Source organism: Streptomyces cellostaticus (genome assembly GCF_001513965.1).
Lineage (GTDB): Bacteria > Actinomycetota > Actinomycetes > Streptomycetales > Streptomycetaceae > Streptomyces > Streptomyces cellostaticus.
Map to the genome: position 1 here is coordinate 1 of NZ_KQ948059.1, position 17,518 is coordinate 17,518.

The window sequence follows — 17,518 nt, forward strand, 5'->3', positions numbered from 1 at the left end:
AGGTCCTCAAGCCGGAGCCGTCAAGGATCGTTCAAGAAGACGGCCCACACGCCACAACCAGACTTTTTGCCGTTCATCGAGGGAAGGGACGAGCATGCCGATCGGCGATTCTGTGACCGAGCAGAACAAAAAGACCATCCGGAGGGTGTTCGAAGAGTTCGTCAACCAGGGCGTCTTTTCGGTCGTGGACGAGATCTACCGCGAGGACATGGTCGATCACCAGCCACTGCCCGGCGCTCCCGAGGGCCGGCCGGGCGTCAAGTACACCATCGCGGGGCTGCGCGCGGGGTTCCCCGATCTGCACGTCACCATCGAGGACATGAGCGCCCACGGTGACTATGTCGTGATCCACAACACGTGGCGGGGCACCCATCTCGGCGAGATCCTCGGCATGGCCCCGACCGGCCGCTCGATCGAGTCGCGCGGTGTCGTCGTGTGGCGTCTGGCAGACGGGCTGATCGCCGAGCGCTGGGGCATCGACGTGGAGTCCAACATGCTGGCGCAACTCGGCATGCGGCGGCTCCATCGGGGTGGCCGCCCCGGCCGCGCCGCCGGTCTGGAGACGCTCGCGGGGCCTTCCGCCGTGCCGGTGGTGAACATTCTGTCCATCGCGCCCGGCAGAACTGATCGCTGGCGGGAACTCCAGGCCGAGCTGGCCGGTCCCAGGCTGGCCGAGTACGAGGCGTCCCGGCGGCGTGCGGGGATCGTCCGCGAGTCCTTCTGGCTCCGGCAGGCCGGCGCGGAGTTCGTGGTCCACTATGTGGAGGCACGGGATCCGGCCGCCGCCGGCCGGCGGCTGCGCGACTCCGCCGCCCCCTTCGACTGCTGGCTCCGTGCAGCGGCACACGAGGTCTACGGCGCAGATCCGTGGGCCATGCTGGCCGAGGGCCCTGCTGCGGCAGCCGGGCACGCCTGGACCCTGCCGGTCGAGTTGGCGCCGGTCGGGCAGCCGTGACCGCCGAGACCATCGCGGCCCGGCTACGGGTCACCGAGCTGCACAGATGAAAGCAGGCCTCGCGCGAGCGGGGCCTGCTTTCATGGACCCTCAGGCACCCGGTGCCTGCGTGTCACGTCCTGCTCCTACAAGTTCGCCCTTCGGCAGTACGCCCCGCGCCCGGTGCCGTAGGGCCGCTGCGACGTCACCGCGCTCGGCTTGCGCGCGGCGCCGGGGCGTGACGGGTGAGGACGGCGAAGTCCGCCTCGGTGCGTCGTCATGGACCGGGGTGGGCCGAATACCGAGTCTGCGGGCATCGACACACCGTGGGGGCGGCAGCATCCGCTGAAGTGCTACCGCTGTCCTGCGACGAACTGGGTGACCTCACCCGCCGTGACGTTGTCGCCGCCATGGCCGACGGCTTTCCGGGTGCCGGGTCCGGGCGGCGCGGGGGTGCCGGCGCTGGACGCGGCCGGCTTCGCGTGGCGACGCGGCGCCTCGGCGGGCGCGGCCCCCCGTGCTCCGGCGAGCCGGCGGGCCCAGCCGGAACGCCGCAATGACAGCCTGGGCCACCGGCACCGGCCAGGCGTTGACCGAGCGGGAGTCGTGCTGCCCCAGGAGTGGACGGCCGACCGGCCGGGTGGATGATCCGGCGAGCCCAGGCCACCCACCACCGTGTGATGGGTGTGCCGCGTCCCCGGCATTTCTGACGAGGAGCTCGTCCCGGGCCCTGGGTTCAGACGACCTCGAGCTGGGCCATCATCCCCTCGGCCGCGTGGTCGAGGAAGTGGCAGTGGTAGAGGTACCTGCCCCGGTAGTCGGCGAACGTGGCCTGGATTCTGACGGTCTCACCGGGGAAGACGGTGACCGTGTCCTTGAGGCCGGCCTCGCCGCCGTCCGGCGGGGCGCCGTTGCGGGACAGCACCCGGAACTGGACCAGATGGACGTGCATGTTGTGCGGGATGGGGATGGGCTGCGCCACGTCGTTGTTGGTGATCTCCCAGATCTCCGTGGATCCGAGGGGGATCGTCGTGTCGACCCGGTCCATGTCGAACGACTTTCCGTTGATGACGGGCATGCCCTCCGCGTCGGGGCCGAGAACGAACTGCCGGGTCCGGTCGGCGGGGCCGAGCGCGGGCAGGGGCCGCAGCACGTCGGGGACCGCGCTCCGGTCGGGGGCTGGGTCGCCGACGTCGAACGCCATGATGTCCGCGGTCTCCGGCGTGAAAGCATACTCGTTCTTTACTATGACCCGGGTGCCTCTTGGGTATTTCGAGAAATCGATCACGGCTTCGACGCGCTCGCCGGGAAGTAGTTGAAAAGCGGGGGTGACGTACGGCCTGGGGAGCAGCCCGCCGTCGGAGCCGATCTGGACGAAGGAATCGCCGGTCGACAGCGACAGCTTAAAGACTCCGAGGTTGGCGGCGTTGAGGAAACGGAAACGGTACTTCCGGGCCTCTACCCTCAGGTGCGGCTGGGGCTTTCCATTGACGATGATCGTGTCGCGACCGAAGAAGTCGCGCCATTCGAAGATCATTTTTCCGTCGGTGTCGAACCGGGCGTTGCGAATCATCACGGGGATGTCGTACTTGCCCTTGGGGAGCGGCAGCATCCGCTCGACGGGATCCTCGAGCAGGTAAAAGCCGGCCAGGCCGCGGTAGACGTGCTCGGCGTCGATGTGGTGGGCGTGGTCGTGATACCAGAGCGTCGCGCCCCGCTGCTCATTCGGATATAGATAAATGCGTTTCTCGCCGGGCTGCACGGCGTCCATGGGGTGGCCGTCCTGGTCGGCGGCGACATGACCGCCGTGCAGGTGTACGGCGGTCTCCTCGGTGAGCCCGTTGCGGTAGGTCACGGCCACTCTGCGCCGACGGGTCGCCTTGATCGTCGGCCCGATGAAGGAGCCCTGGTATCCGAGGACCGGGGTGCTCAGGCCGGGCAGGACGGCCGCGGTGCCGGGCTTGGCCACCAGCTCGTAATGGTCGGTGCCGTGGGTGCTGCGGGCCGGCCTGAGGACGGGCGGAACCGGCATCTCCGCCTGGAACGGCGGCACCGCCGCGGACACCTCGCGTGGGCCGGGCACGGCTGCTCCGGAACCGGTGGGCAGGAGTGCCGAGCCCCCGACAGCGCCGCTCAGCTGCAGGAACAATCTTCGCGTGGTCATGTGCCCACTCCCTTGGTCGTCGTGATGACCATGAGAGGGTCCACCGGCCTCCTGAAAACTTTTCTGTATATCTTCTTGAATCCCTGTCAGTAGCAAGAAGTCCGTAACGGGACCGAAATCCGATATGTGACATGCGTCTCATCCGGGGGTGACTGAATCCTTCCGGTTCAAATCCGGCCAATAATGGGCTCGATTCTGCAATCGATCGAATGATCGACGGGGGGATTAAGTGGAATTTCGCATTCTCGGACCGGTCGAACTGGAGGTCTCGGGGGAGATCTTCGGAATCGGTCCGCTGAAACAACGGAGTGTCCTCGTTCCGCTTCTCATCGATGTGCGTCGGCCGGTTATGCTCGACGCTCTCGTGGGCCGCGTCTGGGACGAGTCTCCACCCAGCGAGGTAAGGAATGTCCTTTACACCTATGTGACCAGGCTGCGCCGGATCCTGGAAGTGGTGGAGCAGCGCTCCGGAGAGAAGATCGAGCTGCGTCGCCAGAGCGGGGGCTATCTGCTCGACGTCGACCCGGAGCTGGTGGACCTGCACCGGTTCGAGAACCTGATGGAACGCTCGCGGCTCGTCTCCGATGACACGGAGCGAGCGCGCCTGCAGAAACAGGCGCTTTCGCTGTGGCGGGGCACACCGCTGGCCGATCTGCGCGGCGGGTGGTTCAGCCGGGTCCGCGAGTGGATCGAGCGGCGCAGGCTCGAGGCGCTCTCCGAGTGGGCCCGCACCGAGCTCCGGCTGGGCCGGCCGCTGACCGTGATCGAGGAGTTCGGCAAGGTCGTGACCGAGCAGCCGTTCGCCGAGTCGATCATCGAGCAGTTGCTGCTGGCGCTGTCCCACGCAGGCCGGCCGATGGAGGCGCTCGAACTCTACGCCTCGGCACGCCGGCGCATCGTGGACGCCATCGGTGCCGAGCCGGGGCCCTCGCTCCGGCGTACCCATGAGGCGATCCTTCGCGAGGAGATCGAGATCGCGAGGCCGGCCAGAACGCACCAACGCGTTCTGACCGGCCTGGACGAGGGCCTCAGCGTGTCACCGTGACCGACGAGGCGGAGGGGACGCTCTCCTCCGCCTCGCTCAACCCGAAGCGGTCGTGGACGCGCCGCAGGAACCGCGGCGCGTACCACGACGCGTCGCCGAGGAGCCTGAACGCGGCGGGCAGCAGCACACCGCGCATGACGGTGGCGTCGAGGACGATGGCCAGCCCCGTCCCGAGGCCGAAGAACTTGCCGAAGGTCAGCGGGCTGACCAGCCAGGCGAAGAAGCTGATGGCGATCAGCCCGGCCGCCGTGCTGACGATCCGGCCGGTCCTGCCGAGCCCCTCGGTGACCGCTTCCCGGGTCGTCGCCCCGCCCTTGCGCAGCTCGCTGATCCGGCTCATGACGAAGACCTCGTAGTCCATCGACAGACCGAAGGCGATGCAGAGCAGCAGGACCGGCATCGAGGTGTCGAGCGGCCGTGCGGTGATGTCGAGCGCCGAACTCAGGTGTCCGTCCTGGAAGATGAGCACCATCAGGCCGAGAACGGCCGAGAGTCCCAGCGCGTTGAGCACCAGCGCCCGCAGCGGTTGGACGACGCTGCCGGTGAAGAGGAACAGCAGGACGAACGTGGTGATCGCGATGAGCCCGATCGCCAGCGGCAGCCGGGAGCGCATGGCGTCCTTGGTGTCGATCAGTTCGGCCGTCGTGCCGCCGACGAGGAACCGGTCGGAAGCCTTCAGGCCCCGGATGTCCTTGACCAGATCCTGGGCCGCGCGGGACTCCGCGCCGACGCCCGGGGCCGGCTTGATGAGCAGTTGTTCTGCGCCGGCCGCCGCGTATGTGCCCGTACCGCCGGTCCCGGTCCGGGTGCCCGCGACGAACCGCCCGGCGCTGCTGTCGACCTGTTCGACGTGCGGCAGCTTCGAGAGCTCGGTCGCGTAGGACCTGACCTGATCGGGCGTCACCGGCTTCTCGCTCACCGCGTTGACCCTTTCGGTGCTGTCACCGCCGAACTTGGTGCGCAGCACATCGCTTGCCGTCCGGCTGTCGGACGAGGTCGGCAGCATCCGGTCGTCGGGCGTGGCGAAGGAGATGTGCAGGGCGGGCAGGGCCAGGAGCGCCAGCGCAGCGATCAGCGGCACGGTGAACACCAGGGGCCGCCGCATGACGGCTCCCGCGAGCCGGCCCCACGGCCGGGACTCCGCAATCTTCCTCGAACGCACCCAGGGGATCTTGCCCGCGTTGACGCGGTGGCCGAGGACCGCCAGCAGGGCGGGCATCACGATCACGGCTGCCACCGCCGAGATGATCGTGAGCCCGATGCCCGCATAGGCGAGCGAGCGCAGGAACACCGACTGGAAGACCAGCAGCGCGGTCATCGCCGCTGCCACTGCCGCGGCGCTGAACACGATGGTCCGCCCGGCGGTCTCCACCGTACGGATCACCGCGGCCCGCACATCGCTTCCACGGGCCAGCTCTTCCCGGAACCGGCTGACGCTCAGCAGCGCGTAGTCGATCGCCAGACCCAGCGCCATCGCCGTGGTGAGGTTGGTGGCGAAGATGCTGACGTCGGTGACCGACCCCAGGATCGACAACTCGGCGAACGTGCCCACGACCGCCAACAGCGCGATCACCAGGGGCAGTACGGCGGCGACCAGGCTTCCGAACACCACGAGCAGGAGCAGGAGCGTCAGCGGGACGGCGATCGCCTCGGCGATCGCGATCCCCTTCTTGACCTTCACACTGATGTCGTGGCTGACGCCGAGCGGTCCTGCGGGCTTCACCGTCACCGCGCCGCCGGCCTTGTCGATGTCGTGGTCGACGACCGCGGCGACGGTCTTGTCCTGGTCGGTCTCCGAGCCCGTGACGTGCGCGAGGACCAGGGCGTACCTACCGTCGGACGACTTGAGCGTGGGTGCCTTGGTCTCCCAGTACGTGGTCACGTTGTGCAACTCGTGACGCGCCTTGAGGGCGGAGGAGAGGTTCCCCGCGGCGGCGGCGACGTCGGGGGAGTCGACCGTGCCGGCCTTGGCCTGGACGACCAGGACCAGGTTGGGGTTGCCGCCGAACTTCTGGTCGACCAGCTTCCGGGCGGCGACCGACTCGGCCCCTGACGGCGTGAAGCCGCCGCCCTGGAGCTTGGTGAACGCGCCGCCCGAGAGCACCATCGCTGCGACGAAAACCACGCCGGACACCACCAGGACAAGCCTGGCCCGGCGGAAGAGGAACGCGCCTATGGCCGTGTACATCAGATCAGACGCCTTCCGTGACGCCCGGCCGGTTGCGCTCCAGCCAGGCCGACAGGGACAGCGGCCGGCCGTAACGGGCCCAGACCGCGCTGGAGTCGACGACCTGCGGCTGGGTGTCGAGCTCCACGCCCATCTGCATCTGCCGGGCCATGACCTGGTTGAACGGCTTCATCAGCGCGCTCATCGTCCGCAGCATGCCGACCGGCATCTTGTTCTCGCCCTTGATCCGCGCACCCAGGGAGGCCGCGATGAGCTCGTTCACCTCGGTGAGCGTCAGCTCCTCGGGCCCGCCGAGGTCGACGGACCAGCCCTGCCCCTGGCCCAGGGCCAGCGTCGCCGCCACCCGGGCGACGTCCGCGCCGGCCACCCATGACACCGGGTTGGTGCCCGAGCCGAGCACCATGGCCTTGCCTTTCTTGGTGATCGACTCCGCGAGCATCTCCGCCCAGGTGTCCATCAGGTGGGTGGGCCGCAGGATCGAGAACGGCAGTCCACTGGTGCGCAGCGTGCGCTCGGCCTCGAACTTGAGGCGGAAGAACTCGACCGGGCTGTCGGCGCGGGCGCTCGCGGTCGAGAAGTACACGAAGTGCTCGATGGCGGTGTCCCGCGCGACGCCGATGAGGTTCGGGACGCCCTTGCCCTCGATGCCCCGGGGACCGTTCGCTCCCTTGCCGCCGCCGCCCTGAGCGGTGCAGACGATCGCCTTGGCGCCGGCGACGGCCCGCACGAGCGAGTGCCGGTCGTGCAGGTCGCCCGCGACGACCTCGACGTTCCCGGCGAACCTCGCCGAGGAGGGGTTCCGGCTGACTACGCGCACTGCCTGTCCGTCGCTGCGCAGTTGATCCACGATCTGGCGGCCGACCTTGCCGGTACCGCCGAAGACGACGATCACGCTTGGCTCCTTAACGATGTCCAGAAGTCTATCATTGTTAGATATTAGATCGGCGGTAGGATGCCCGTGTCAACGGAAGGACGGAACGTGACGACCAAAGCCAAGCCCGAGCAGCCCGAGCAGAGCGCCAGCAGGAGGCGGCGTGAACGGGAACGCCAGCAGATGCGCACGCGGCTGCTGGAAGCGGCCAGGGACATCGCGGCCGAAGAGGGCTGGAACGCGGTCACGATCCGCCGCATCGCCAACAAGCTCGAATACACCGCGCCGATCCTCTACCAGTACTTCTCCAGCAAGGAGTCGCTGTTCGTCGAGCTGATGATGGTGGGCTTCACCGAGCTCGCCGACCAGCTGAAGGTGGCCGCACAGGCCCCGCCCGAGGAACGGCTGGCCGCGATGGCCGAGGCGTACTGGACCTTCGCCTTCGCCTCGCCCGAGCTCTACCAGGCGATGAACGGCATGGACGGGGTGCCGTTCGGCACCGCCGAGACCCCCCTGGAGGCCAAGGCCGCCTTCCGGACGTTCCGCATCGCCCTGCAGAGCATCGCCGAGGCCAGGGGCGCCGAGGTGGTCGACCCCATCGGGGCGGTCGACACCGTCTGGGCCTTCCTGCACGGGTGCGTGTCGCTGGCGATGGCCGGCCGGGTCGCGGGCGGGGGCGACCGTGCCAAGACGCTCATGCTGAACGGCCTGGAGCCGCTGTTCACAGCCCAGGTGCGCGGTTAGGCGCGCACCTGAGGAGCCTCCCAGCGGGCACCGGTGTACATGTCCTTCTCGACCTGCTTCCAGATGGGCCCGCCCCAGATCGCCCGGTAGAGCCCGGTGCGGGCACGCACGGCGAGGGGACTGCCCCAGGCACCGACCCGGCCGACCATCCGGGCCGCCTTCTGGAAGGAGTGGACGCGGGGCCGGCGCTCGGCCTCGTAGGCGCGCAGCGCGGCGACCGGATCGGCCGCCGTGGACAGCGACCGGGCGAGTACCAGCGCGTCTTCCAGGGCCTGGCAGGCTCCCTGGCCGACGTTGAAGTTCATGGGGTGCGCGGCGTCGCCGAGCAGGGTGACCCGGCCGTCGCCCCACACCTTGTCGGGTTTGCGGTCCACGACGTCGTTGCGCAGGATCACCTCGGCGGGCGTCCGCTCGATGATCTCCTCCACCGGGGCCATCCAGCCCCGGTGCCGCGCCAGCAGGACGTCCTTGACGTCACCGCCGTCCCGGCCGCCGGGCGCGGTGTTCGCCACGCTCATCCAGTGCAGCCGGCCCGGCGCGATGGCGTAGAAGACGAACCTCGTGCCGTTTCCGAACATGCAGCGGAAGAAGTCGTCCCCGACGAAGTCCGGCTCCACCTCGACGGCCGCCCGCCAGGCGGTGTAGCCGGCGAAGTCGGGCGCAGTGTCACCGAGGAGCTGGGCGCGGACGCGGGAGTTGACGCCGTCCGCGCCGATGAGGACGTCGCCGGTCACCTCGGAGCCGTCGGCCAGGAGGGCGGTCACCCCGTCCGCGTCCTGCCGGAAGCCGGTGATGTCGGCATCGGTGCGCACCGCGCCGGGGGCTGCCGCCTCCAGGGCATCCGCGAGGATGTCGATCAGATCGTCGCGGCCGATGGCCACCACGGGCTGCCCGTAGCGCTCCGTGAACCGCTCGACCGGCCAGACGGCCAGCCGGTCCCCGTTCCAGTTGCGGAACTCGCAGCGCACCTGTGACCTGCCGATCGCGTGCAGCGGATCGGCCAGGCCCAGGTCCTGCAGCGCGAGCACCGCGTTGGTCCACAGATGGACCCCGCACCCCGCGGCCCGCAGTCGCAGCGCCCGTTCCAGGACGACCACGTCCATGCCCGCCTTGCGGAGGGCGAGTGCCGTGGCCAGACCGCCGATTCCACCGCCTGCGACGAGCACCCTGAGCTGTCGTGCCATGTCTGCCTCCCTTCGGGTCTCCACCCTCGGGCGGGGCACTGGGCGCGAATCTTGACCTCTTCTTGCAAGGGGGATTCAAGGTTTCCGCCCATCCAGGGGCAGCACCATCGGCTCGGCACCGGAACCGCGCCGGTCCCGGGGAAACCTGGTGTCTAGAGAAACCGAGGAAACCGTGCTCAGCCGCCGCAACATTCTCCGCGCCGGGGCCGCGTCCCTGGGCCTGGCAGCCGTCCCGATGCTCTCCACCGCGCCGGCTCAGGCAGCGGTCCGCTGGGACACGCTCCGCTCCGGCCTCCAAGGTGACCTGATCCTGCCCGGCGACGCCAGGTACGACCAGGCCAAGCAGCTCGAACAGATCCAGTTCGACGCCGTGCACCCGAGCGGTGTCGCCTATTGCAAGAGCTCCGCCGACGTCTCGCTCTGCCTGCGCTTCGCCGCGGACAACGGCCTTCCGATGGCCGTCCGCAGCGGCGGCCACAGCGCCGCCGGCTACTCGACCTCCCGGGGCCTCGTCGTCGACGTGTCCCGGCTCAACACCATCGCCGTCGGCTCCGGCAAGGTCACCCTGGGCTCGGGTGCCCAGATGGTCGACGTCACCCATGCCCTCAGCCCGGGCGGCCTGGCCATCACCGGCGGGTACTGCCCGACCGTCACCGTCGGCGGCTTCCTCCAGGGCGGCGGCCTCGGCCCGCTGACCCGGCACATCGGCATGGCGTGCGACACCGTCACCTCGGCGAAGGTGGTGCTCGCCAACGGCCGCACCGTGACCGCCTCCGCCACCGATCACCCCGACCTGTACTGGGCACTGCGCGGCGGGGGCGGCGGCAACTTCGGCGTGGTGACGTCCTACACCCTCACCAGCACACCGGTCGGCACCGTGGCGGCGGCTCTCGTCAACTGGCCCTACGACCAGGCGGTCGAGGTCATGAACGGCTGGTCGCAGTGGCTGACCCAGGCGCCCACGACGATCGGCAGCCTCGCGGAAGTCACCCTGACCGACCCTTCCGGCACCCCTCAGGTCCTGGTGATCCTGATGGGGCTGGCCGGGATCGACCAGCTGAACCAGGAAGCGGCCCGGCTCGCGGACGCCGTCGGCGCTCCCCCCTCCGCACAGAACGCCTTCACCCTGCCGTACGAGTCGTTCGCGATGACCGCCTACGGCTGCTCGTCCTCCACGGTCGCCCAGTGCCACCGCGTGGGGACCGGGCCCGACGCACAGATCGCCCGGACCGCCTGGGCCGACTCGCGCAGCCGGTTCTTCACCCGGCCGATCCCGCACGACGGCTGGTCCAAGCTGCTCACCGTGTACGACACCGACCGCCGGAGCGGCCAGGAGCGCCAGCTCCGCGCGACCGCGCTCGGCGGGGCGGCCAACCAGCGGGGCCGCACCGACACCGCCTACGTGCACCGCGACAGCCTCTACCTGCTCACCTACCTCGCGTCGATCCCCGTCGGCCCCACCGACGACGAGAGCCTGACCATCGCCCGGAACTGGACCGACCGGGGCTTTGCGGCGATGGACCCGTACTCCAACCACGAGGCGTACCAGAACTACATCGACCCGGCCCTTTCCCACTACATGGCGGACTACTACGCCGAGAACGCGGCCCGGCTGGTCCAGGTCAAGAAGAAGTACGACCCGAACGGCCTGTTCAGGTTCCCCCAGGCCGTCTCGGCCTGACGACGGGCCCGGCCCCGGCCGCGCTCTGAACCGCCCGAGAACTGCTACGAAGACCAGCCCGCCTGGCCTGCCGAGATGAGCCTCTCCGTCACGGCCGGTCCAGGCGCCGTAGACCTGCGCAGGGCCGCGGACTCCGTCCCCAGCCTCATTGGACCCCGTGGGCGAGTCACTCCGCGGTCACCCCGCACGTTTCGCCCGCCGGCTCGGCCGGGCTGCCACCTACCTGCCGGACGTCACGACCTTTTCCGCGGTGTCCACCGACCCGGGTGCGGCGCAGTGGGCCGAACTCGCCCGGCTGCTCGGTCGAGGCGGGTTTGCCGACATGTTCAGCTGCCCGGCGACCCCGCCGTCCGACGGGGCCGTTCTGGTCACGCACCCGTGAACTCGGCACCTATCTCGGCATTCGGGAGCACGGCACGTTGGTGGCGATGGCGGGCGAACGGCTCCGTCCGCCGGGGTGGACCGAGATCAGCGCCGTCTGCACGGCCCCCGAGGCACGCGGGCGGGGCCACGCTGCTCGTCCGGTGAGTGCCCTCCTCGCGCGCATCGTCTCTCGGAACGAACGTCCCTTCCTGCACGTGGCCGAGGCGAACACCGGTGCCGTCGCACTCTACGAGCGGCTCGGCTTCGAGACCCGCAAGGGCGTGACCTTTCGCGGGTTCCGTACTCCGTGACGGCCTTGGCCTGGCACCTCCTGGGAGCACCTACCCTTGGAGCATGACCAGCAGCGACCGGAGCCCGGCAGTGGACGTTCAACATTCCAAGAGTTACGAGATCCGAACCTACGGGTGCCAGATGAACGTCCACGATTCCGAGCGATTGTCCGGGCTGCTCGAAGAGGCCGGGTACGTGCGTGCCCCCGAGGGATCCGACGGCGAGGCGGACGTCGTCGTCTTCAACACCTGCGCCGTGCGCGAAAACGCCGACAACCGGCTGTACGGCAACCTCGGCCGGCTCGCGCCCAAGAAGGCGAGCCGCCCCGGTATGCAGATCGCGGTCGGCGGCTGCCTCGCGCAGAAGGACCGGGACACCATCGTGAAGAAGGCGCCCTGGGTGGACGTCGTCTTCGGCACGCACAACATCGGCAAGCTGCCCGTCCTGCTGGAGCGCGCCCGCGTGCAGGAGGAGGCGCAGGTCGAGATCGCCGAGTCGCTGGAGGCGTTCCCGTCCACGCTGCCGACCCGGCGCGAGAGCGCGTACGCGGCCTGGGTGTCGATCTCCGTCGGCTGCAACAACACCTGCACCTTCTGCATCGTCCCGGCCCTGCGCGGCAAGGAGAAGGACCGTCGCACCGGCGACATCCTCGCCGAGATCGAGGCGCTGGTCGCCGAGGGCGTCTCCGAGATCACACTGCTCGGGCAGAACGTCAACGCCTACGGCTCCGACATCGGCGACCGCGAGGCCTTCAGCAAGCTGCTGCGCGCTTGCGGGAACATCGAGGGCCTGGAGCGGGTCCGCTTCACCTCCCCGCACCCGCGCGACTTCACCGACGACGTCATCGCCGCCATGGCCGAGACGCCGAACGTCATGCCGCAGCTGCACATGCCGCTGCAGTCCGGCTCCGACACGGTCCTGAAGGCGATGCGCCGCTCCTACCGGCAGGACCGTTACCTCGGGATCATCGAGAAGGTCCGCGCCGCCATCCCGCACGCCGCGATCACCACCGACATCATCGTCGGCTTCCCCGGGGAGACCGAGGAGGACTTCGAACAGACGCTGCACGCCGTCCGCGAGGCGCGCTTCGCGCAGGCCTTCACCTTCCAGTACTCCAAGCGGCCCGGCACCCCGGCCGCGACCATGGAGGACCAGATCCCCAAGGAGGTCGTCCAGGCGCGCTACGAGCGTCTCGTCGCCCTCCAGGAGGAGATCTCCTGGGAGGAGAACAAGAAGCAGGTCGGCCGCACCCTCGAGCTGATGGTCGCCGAGGGCGAGGGCCGCAAGGACGGCGCCACCCACCGCCTCTCCGGCCGCGCCCCCGACAACCGCCTGGTCCACTTCACCAAGCCGGACCAGGAGGTGCGCCCGGGCGACGTGGTCACCGTCGAGATCACCTACGCCGCACCGCACCACCTCCTTGCCGAGGGCGCCGTCCTCGACGTGCGCCGCACGCGCGCGGGCGACGCGTGGGACAAGCGCAACGCGGCCGAGGCGGCGAAGCCGGCCGGCGTGCTGCTCGGCCTGCCGAAGATCGGCGTTCCCGAGCCGCTGCCCGTCGCCACCGGTGGCTGCGGCTGCGACTGAGGGCCGAACCGGTCACGCTCGCCCCGACGGTGATCGACCGCACCGACGTGCTGGTGGAGGACTGCCGCCCGCCCGTCCTGCGGTTACGCTGCCGATCATGCTTGTAGCCGCCGCCGTCTGCCCCTGCCCGCCGCTGCTCGTGCCCGAGGTCGCGGCGGGGGCCGCGCCCGAACTGGACGCCGCGCGCGCGGCGTGCACCGACGCGCTCGGCGTGCTCGCCGCCGCCCGCCCCGACCTGCTGGTGGTCGTCGGGCCCGCCGGGCAGAGCGGCCGCGGATGGCACCCGCAGGGCACCCCGGGGTCCTTCCGCGGCTTCGGCGTGGACGTCGAGGTACGGCTGGGTCCCGCCACGGGCGCCGTCACCGAGCGTGAGCTGCCGCCCTCGCTGGCCGTCGCCGCCTGGCTGCTGGAGCGGACCGGCTGGGCGGATGCCCCGATCGAGGGACTCGGGGTCGGGGAACCGCTCCCGCCCGAGCGGTGCGGTGAAGTCGGCAGGGACCTCGGCACCCGGGCCGGGCGGGTCGCGCTGCTGGTGATGGGAGACGCCAGCGCGTGCCGCACACTCAAGGCACCGGGATACCTCGACGAACGGGCCGCCCCCTTCGACGCCGAGGTCGCGCGTGCGCTCGGGGCGGCGGACGTGGCGGCCGTCCGGGCGCTGGACGCCGAACTGGCCCACGAGCTGAAGGCCTCCGGCCGCGCGCCCTGGCAGATCCTCGCCGGGGCGGCCGAGGACGCACATCTGGCGGGTGCGCTGCTGTACGACGACGCGCCCTACGGCGTGGGGTACCTGGTCGCCACCTGGTCGTAGGGCGGGCCGGCGAACGTGGGGGACCGGGTCGGCGCCCGGCCGTGGCCGGCCGGGCGTGGACACGGCGGACGGCCGGGAGCCGTAGCGCTCCGCGGCCGTCCGCCGATCCGCATGCCGTTCAGGAAGCCGGCGGCGGACCCTCGGGCCGGGGCGGCGTCGCGGCGTCGCCGGCCTGCGGACCCTCCTTGTGCGCGAGGCGGTCCATCGCCCCCTTCGCCTTGTCCGTACCGGCGTGGATCTTGTCGCTGTACTTACCCTTGGTCCGCTCGTCCACGGCCTTGGCGGCCTTGTCGATGCCGTGCTGGACCTTGTCACCGTGCTGGCGCGCGAGGTCCGACACCTTGTCCTTGGCCGGGCTGAGCTTGGCCTTCATATTGTCCAAAAGACCCATGGTCCACCTTCCCTCACGGGGGCAGTCAGGTGCGGGCGCCCTCACCGGCCTCACGGTCCGCGGCCTCGTCCGCGGACTGCTGCTTGGGGATCTCGGCGCCTTCGGCCGCGTCGGCCTCGGTGGCCTCGGCCGCCGCCACGCCCTCGTGACCGCCCTCGGCCGACCCCTTCGCCTCCGCTGCCTGAGCTGCTTCCTCCGCCTCGGCTCCTCCCGGCTCGGTACCGGCCTGCGCCTCGGCGGCCGACGCCTCCGTTGCCGTCTTGGACCTGCCGAGGAGTCGTGCAAAAACGCCCATGTCCACTCCATACGTTACTCGTGCGGGCGAAATCCCGCGTCAAACGGTGCGTCCGTTTGCGCCACCCGGGTCTCCGCGTCCGGAACCGGCGGGCGGCACCTCGGTGCAACGAGCCGGGATACCTCCTGTCACGTAACTCGTTCGAGGCATGTCCCTGAGGTTTGCGAGACTGGTGCGGTGAGCAGTGCACCCTCCACCCCCCGCGTCATCGCCGTCGTCGGACCCACCGCGGCCGGAAAGTCCGATCTCGGCGTGTTCCTGGCCCAGCAACTCGGCGGGGAGGTCGTCAACGCCGACTCCATGCAGCTCTACCGAGGGATGGACATCGGCACCGCCAAGCTGACGCCCGAGGAACGCTGCGGCATCCCGCACCACCTGCTGGACATCTGGGACGTGACGGTCACCGCCTCCGTCGCCGAGTACCAGAAGCTGGCCCGCGCCCGGATCGACGCACTGCTCGCCGAGGGCCGCTGGCCGATCCTGGTCGGCGGCTCCGGCCTCTACGTCCGCGGGGCCGTCGACAACCTGGAGTTCCCCGGTACCGACCCCGAGGTCAGGGCCCGCCTGGAGGAGGAGCTGGCGCTGCGCGGCCCGGGTGCGCTGCACGCGCGCCTGGCCGCCGCCGACCCCGAGGCGGCCCGCGCGATCCTGCCCAGCAACGGCCGCCGTATCGTCCGCGCGCTGGAAGTGATCGAGATCACCGGCCAGCCCTTCACCGCCAACCTCCCCGGCCACGACTCCGTCTACGACACCGTCCAGATCGGTGTCGACGTCGCCCGCCCCGAACTCGACGAGCGCATCACGCGCCGGGTCGACCGGATGTGGGAGGCGGGGCTCGTGGACGAGGTGCGCGCCCTGGAGGCGCAGGGACTGCGCGAGGGGCGCACGGCGTCGCGCGCACTGGGGTACCAGCAGGTACTCGCGGCGCTCGCCGGGGAGTGCAGCGAAGCGGAGGCGAGGGCCGAGACCGTACGCGCCACCAAGCGCTTCGCGCGCCGCCAGGATTCATGGTTCAGGCGGGATCCCCGGGTGCACTGGCTGAGCGGTGCCGTGGCGGACCGTGGGGAACTTCCACGGCTGGCCCTGGCGTTGGTCGAACGACCGGTCACAGCCTGATCACGTCATGGCATCGGGATGCGCCGCCGGTCAACGCGGCCGGTGGCGCCGTGCCATCATCGAGCTGCGATCGACCAAGTGGAGTCCAAGTTGGGAGGGCGCGTGGCGATGGAGGCCGGCCCTCGCGACACCGCACCAAGTGCCGAACACGTCAGCACCGACAGCGGCGAACCGGAACACGGCGAGGACCGTCTGACCGAGGACCGTCTGACCGACGACGGCCCGGACGACACCTCGGGCGGTGTGACCGCCGACGGACCGGCGCCCGAGGAGATGTACGCGGGCGGTCCGGAGGTCGAGGTCGAGCTGCGCCCGCAGCGGCGGCTGCGCATCTGGCAGCTCGCGCCCATCGTGGCCCTGGCCGCGGGCGGCTCCCTGATGTTCGCCTTCCCGCTCGCCTTCGACTTCGGCGACAGCGGCGCGGTCATCGCCATGCTGGGCCTGCTGATCTGCTGCTGCGCCGCCGGCTGGGGCATGATGGCCGCCCGCCGCGTGGGCCACACCTGGCCGGGCCTGCCGGCACGCGGTTCGGGCCGCCGCCCGGACTGGCGGGTCGTGATCGGATACGTGCTGCTGGTGGCCGTGGTGGCGGTTCTCGCGGTCTGGCGCGTAGCAAGGCTGCGCTGAAGCGCCCCTACAGGGGCGCGGGGAACTGCGCGATCAACCCCCACCGACCCGCAGCTCGACAACGCGCTTCCCTTACGATCGAAGAATGAGCACGCGCACGCGGATCCCCTTCCTCAAGGGCCACGGCACCGAGAACGACTTCGTGATCGTCCCGGACCCCGAGAACACCCTCGACCTCACGCCGGAGGCCGTCGCCGCCCTGTGCGACCGCCGCGCCGGGATCGGCGGCGACGGGGTGCTGCACGTCGTGCGGTCCGCCGCGCACCCGGAGGCCCGGGAGATGGCCGCCGAGGCCGAGTGGTTCATGGACTACCGCAACGGCGACGGCTCCATCGCGGAGATGTGCGGCAACGGCACCCGCGTGTTCGCCCGCTACCTCCAGCACGCCGGACTCGTGGGCGAAGGCGACCTCGCGATCGCCACGCGCGCGGGTGTGAAGAACATCCACATCGCCAAGGACGGTGACATCACCGTCGGCATGGGCAGCGCACGCCTGCCCGAAGGGGACGTCACGGTGAGCGTCGGCGAGCGCAGTTGGCCCGCGCGCAACGTGAACATGGGCAACCCGCACGCCGTCGCCTTCGTCGACGACCTCGCGCACGCCGGCAACCTGTACGCCCCGCCGCCGGTCAGCCCGGCGACCGCCTACCCGGACGGTGTGAACGTCGAGTTCGTCGTGGACCGCGGCCCTGGGCACGTCGCCCTGCGCGTGCATGAGCGAGGCTCCGGCGAGACCCGCTCGTGCGGCACGGGCGCGTGCGCGGTCGCCGTGGCCGCCGCCCGGCGCGACGGCGCCGACCCGGCCGTCACCGGCACCGCGGCGACGTACACCGTGGATGTGCCCGGCGGGCGTCTGGTCATCACCGAGCTGCCCGACGGCGAGATCGAGATGACCGGACCCGCCGTGATCGTCGCCGAGGGCGAGATCGACGCCGAGTGGCTGGAAATCGCGCTCTGCTGACCTGGCGAAACATCGGCCGCGGCGGCTCGGAATGCCCGGATCGGCGGTTTCGGGCGGCCGGGACCGTTCGAAACCGCGGCCGAGTGCAGGGCAGTTGGCGCAAACTCTAAACCTCTTCCGCGTCGCTCGATGGGGTGATCCGTTTCACGGTCGGCGAGAGGCGGTCGGTCGCACGTGCTGGGCTCGGTAGCATCAAGCACCGGTACGGACGGGGGAACGTCGCCATCCCTGAGCCGCGCATGCCCTGGGCTCCGTCCGCCGGTCC

Annotated in this window: 15 protein-coding genes and 1 pseudogene; 10 read left to right on the forward strand and 6 right to left on the reverse strand. The window is 70.4% G+C overall.

Going from position 1 to position 17,518, the window contains the following annotated elements; translation table 11 throughout:
* Positions 1-145 precede the first annotated feature (145 nt).
* Positions 146-955 carry an ester cyclase gene (locus AQI88_RS39820; protein WP_244184569.1) on the forward strand — a complete coding sequence of 270 codons (810 nt, stop codon included), beginning with the start codon at positions 146-148 and terminating at the stop codon, positions 953-955.
* A 715-nt stretch (positions 956-1,670) separates the two neighbouring features.
* Here AQI88_RS39820 and AQI88_RS39825 read toward each other — a convergent pair.
* Positions 1,671-3,098 (reverse strand): multicopper oxidase family protein, encoded by a 1,428-nt coding sequence (locus AQI88_RS39825; protein ID WP_067010155.1) that lies wholly within the window; start codon positions 3,096-3,098, stop codon positions 1,671-1,673.
* 454 nt (positions 3,099-3,552) lie between these two features.
* Between AQI88_RS39825 and AQI88_RS39830 the strand changes: the two genes are divergently transcribed.
* Positions 3,553-4,143 (forward strand): AfsR/SARP family transcriptional regulator, encoded by a 591-nt coding sequence (locus tag AQI88_RS39830; protein ID WP_244184570.1) that lies wholly within the window; start codon positions 3,553-3,555, stop codon positions 4,141-4,143.
* On the opposite strand, the gene AQI88_RS39835 is transcribed toward AQI88_RS39830, so the two are convergent.
* Positions 4,127-6,331: an MMPL family transporter gene (locus AQI88_RS39835; protein ID WP_067010161.1), complete on the reverse strand. Its 2,205-nt coding sequence runs from the start codon at positions 6,329-6,331 to the stop codon at positions 4,127-4,129. The two genes, AQI88_RS39830 and AQI88_RS39835, sit on opposite strands and share 17 nt — an antisense overlap.
* A 4-nt stretch (positions 6,332-6,335) precedes the next feature.
* On the reverse strand, positions 6,336-7,223 hold the full coding sequence (locus tag AQI88_RS39840; protein WP_067010164.1) for an SDR family oxidoreductase: 888 nt from the start codon (positions 7,221-7,223) through the stop codon (positions 6,336-6,338).
* 87 nt (positions 7,224-7,310) lie between these two features.
* Between AQI88_RS39840 and AQI88_RS39845 the strand changes: the two genes are divergently transcribed.
* The gene (locus tag AQI88_RS39845) at positions 7,311-7,946 is read left to right on the forward strand and encodes a TetR/AcrR family transcriptional regulator (RefSeq protein WP_159050523.1); all 636 of its coding nucleotides are present in this window, start codon (positions 7,311-7,313) and stop codon (positions 7,944-7,946) included.
* Here AQI88_RS39845 and AQI88_RS39850 read toward each other — a convergent pair.
* On the reverse strand, positions 7,943-9,130 hold the full coding sequence (locus AQI88_RS39850) for an FAD-dependent monooxygenase (RefSeq protein WP_067010170.1): 1,188 nt from the start codon (positions 9,128-9,130) through the stop codon (positions 7,943-7,945). The two genes, AQI88_RS39845 and AQI88_RS39850, sit on opposite strands and share 4 nt — an antisense overlap.
* Positions 9,131-9,278: 148 nt before the next feature.
* Here AQI88_RS39850 and AQI88_RS39855 point away from each other — a divergent pair, with 148 nt between their 5' ends.
* The 4 genes and pseudogenes from AQI88_RS39855 to AQI88_RS39870 all read left to right on the forward strand — a co-directional run bounded on the left by AQI88_RS39855 (position 9,279) and on the right by AQI88_RS39870 (position 13,863).
* On the forward strand, positions 9,279-10,811 hold the full coding sequence (locus tag AQI88_RS39855) for an FAD-binding oxidoreductase (protein WP_244184571.1): 1,533 nt from the start codon (positions 9,279-9,281) through the stop codon (positions 10,809-10,811).
* A gap of 148 nt (positions 10,812-10,959) precedes the next feature.
* Positions 10,960-11,485: pseudogene (locus AQI88_RS39860) on the forward strand (GNAT family N-acetyltransferase).
* A 43-nt stretch (positions 11,486-11,528) separates the two neighbouring features.
* Positions 11,529-13,052 (forward strand): tRNA (N6-isopentenyl adenosine(37)-C2)-methylthiotransferase MiaB, encoded by a 1,524-nt coding sequence (gene miaB / locus AQI88_RS39865; protein WP_079058125.1) that lies wholly within the window; start codon positions 11,529-11,531, stop codon positions 13,050-13,052.
* Between the two features lie 97 nt (positions 13,053-13,149).
* Positions 13,150-13,863 (forward strand): class III extradiol dioxygenase subunit B-like domain-containing protein, encoded by a 714-nt coding sequence (locus AQI88_RS39870; protein WP_067010178.1) that lies wholly within the window; start codon positions 13,150-13,152, stop codon positions 13,861-13,863.
* A 118-nt stretch (positions 13,864-13,981) separates the two neighbouring features.
* Here AQI88_RS39870 and AQI88_RS39875 read toward each other — a convergent pair whose 3' ends face one another.
* On the reverse strand, positions 13,982-14,254 hold the full coding sequence (locus AQI88_RS39875; protein ID WP_067010181.1) for an antitoxin: 273 nt from the start codon (positions 14,252-14,254) through the stop codon (positions 13,982-13,984).
* Between the two features lie 25 nt (positions 14,255-14,279).
* Complete coding sequence (locus tag AQI88_RS39880; RefSeq protein ID WP_067010184.1) at positions 14,280-14,549, reverse strand: hypothetical protein; 270 nt, start codon at positions 14,547-14,549, stop codon at positions 14,280-14,282.
* Positions 14,550-14,726: 177 nt separating this feature from the next.
* Between AQI88_RS39880 and miaA the strand changes: the two genes are divergently transcribed.
* From miaA to dapF, 3 genes are all read left to right on the forward strand, one after another.
* The gene (gene miaA / locus AQI88_RS39885) at positions 14,727-15,665 is read left to right on the forward strand and encodes a tRNA (adenosine(37)-N6)-dimethylallyltransferase MiaA (protein WP_067010187.1); all 939 of its coding nucleotides are present in this window, start codon (positions 14,727-14,729) and stop codon (positions 15,663-15,665) included.
* Positions 15,666-15,773: 108 nt separating this feature from the next.
* Entirely contained in the window at positions 15,774-16,292 is a 519-nt protein-coding gene (locus AQI88_RS39890) for a hypothetical protein (RefSeq protein ID WP_067010190.1), read from the forward strand.
* Between the two features lie 85 nt (positions 16,293-16,377).
* On the forward strand, positions 16,378-17,253 hold the full coding sequence (gene dapF, locus AQI88_RS39895; RefSeq protein WP_067010192.1) for a diaminopimelate epimerase: 876 nt from the start codon (positions 16,378-16,380) through the stop codon (positions 17,251-17,253).
* Positions 17,254-17,518: the final 265 nt, after the last annotated feature.

Bases quoted from the DNA above. Each gene is read 5' to 3' on its own strand.
- AQI88_RS39835 (WP_067010161.1), bottom strand. From the start codon at position 6,331: ATGTACACGGCCATAGGCGCGTTCCTCTTCCGCCGGGCCAGGCTTGTC.
- AQI88_RS39870 (WP_067010178.1), top strand. From the start codon at position 13,150: ATGCTTGTAGCCGCCGCCGTCTGCCCCTGCCCGCCGCTGCTCGTGCCC.
- dapF (WP_067010192.1), top strand. From the start codon at position 16,378: ATGAGCACGCGCACGCGGATCCCCTTCCTCAAGGGCCACGGCACCGAG.
- AQI88_RS39880 (WP_067010184.1), bottom strand. From the start codon at position 14,549: ATGGGCGTTTTTGCACGACTCCTCGGCAGGTCCAAGACGGCAACGGAG.
- AQI88_RS39875 (WP_067010181.1), bottom strand. From the start codon at position 14,254: ATGGGTCTTTTGGACAATATGAAGGCCAAGCTCAGCCCGGCCAAGGAC.
- AQI88_RS39825 (WP_067010155.1), bottom strand. From the start codon at position 3,098: ATGACCACGCGAAGATTGTTCCTGCAGCTGAGCGGCGCTGTCGGGGGC.
- AQI88_RS39890 (WP_067010190.1), top strand. From the start codon at position 15,774: ATGGAGGCCGGCCCTCGCGACACCGCACCAAGTGCCGAACACGTCAGC.
- AQI88_RS39850 (WP_067010170.1), bottom strand. From the start codon at position 9,130: ATGGCACGACAGCTCAGGGTGCTCGTCGCAGGCGGTGGAATCGGCGGT.
- miaB (WP_079058125.1), top strand. From the start codon at position 11,529: ATGACCAGCAGCGACCGGAGCCCGGCAGTGGACGTTCAACATTCCAAG.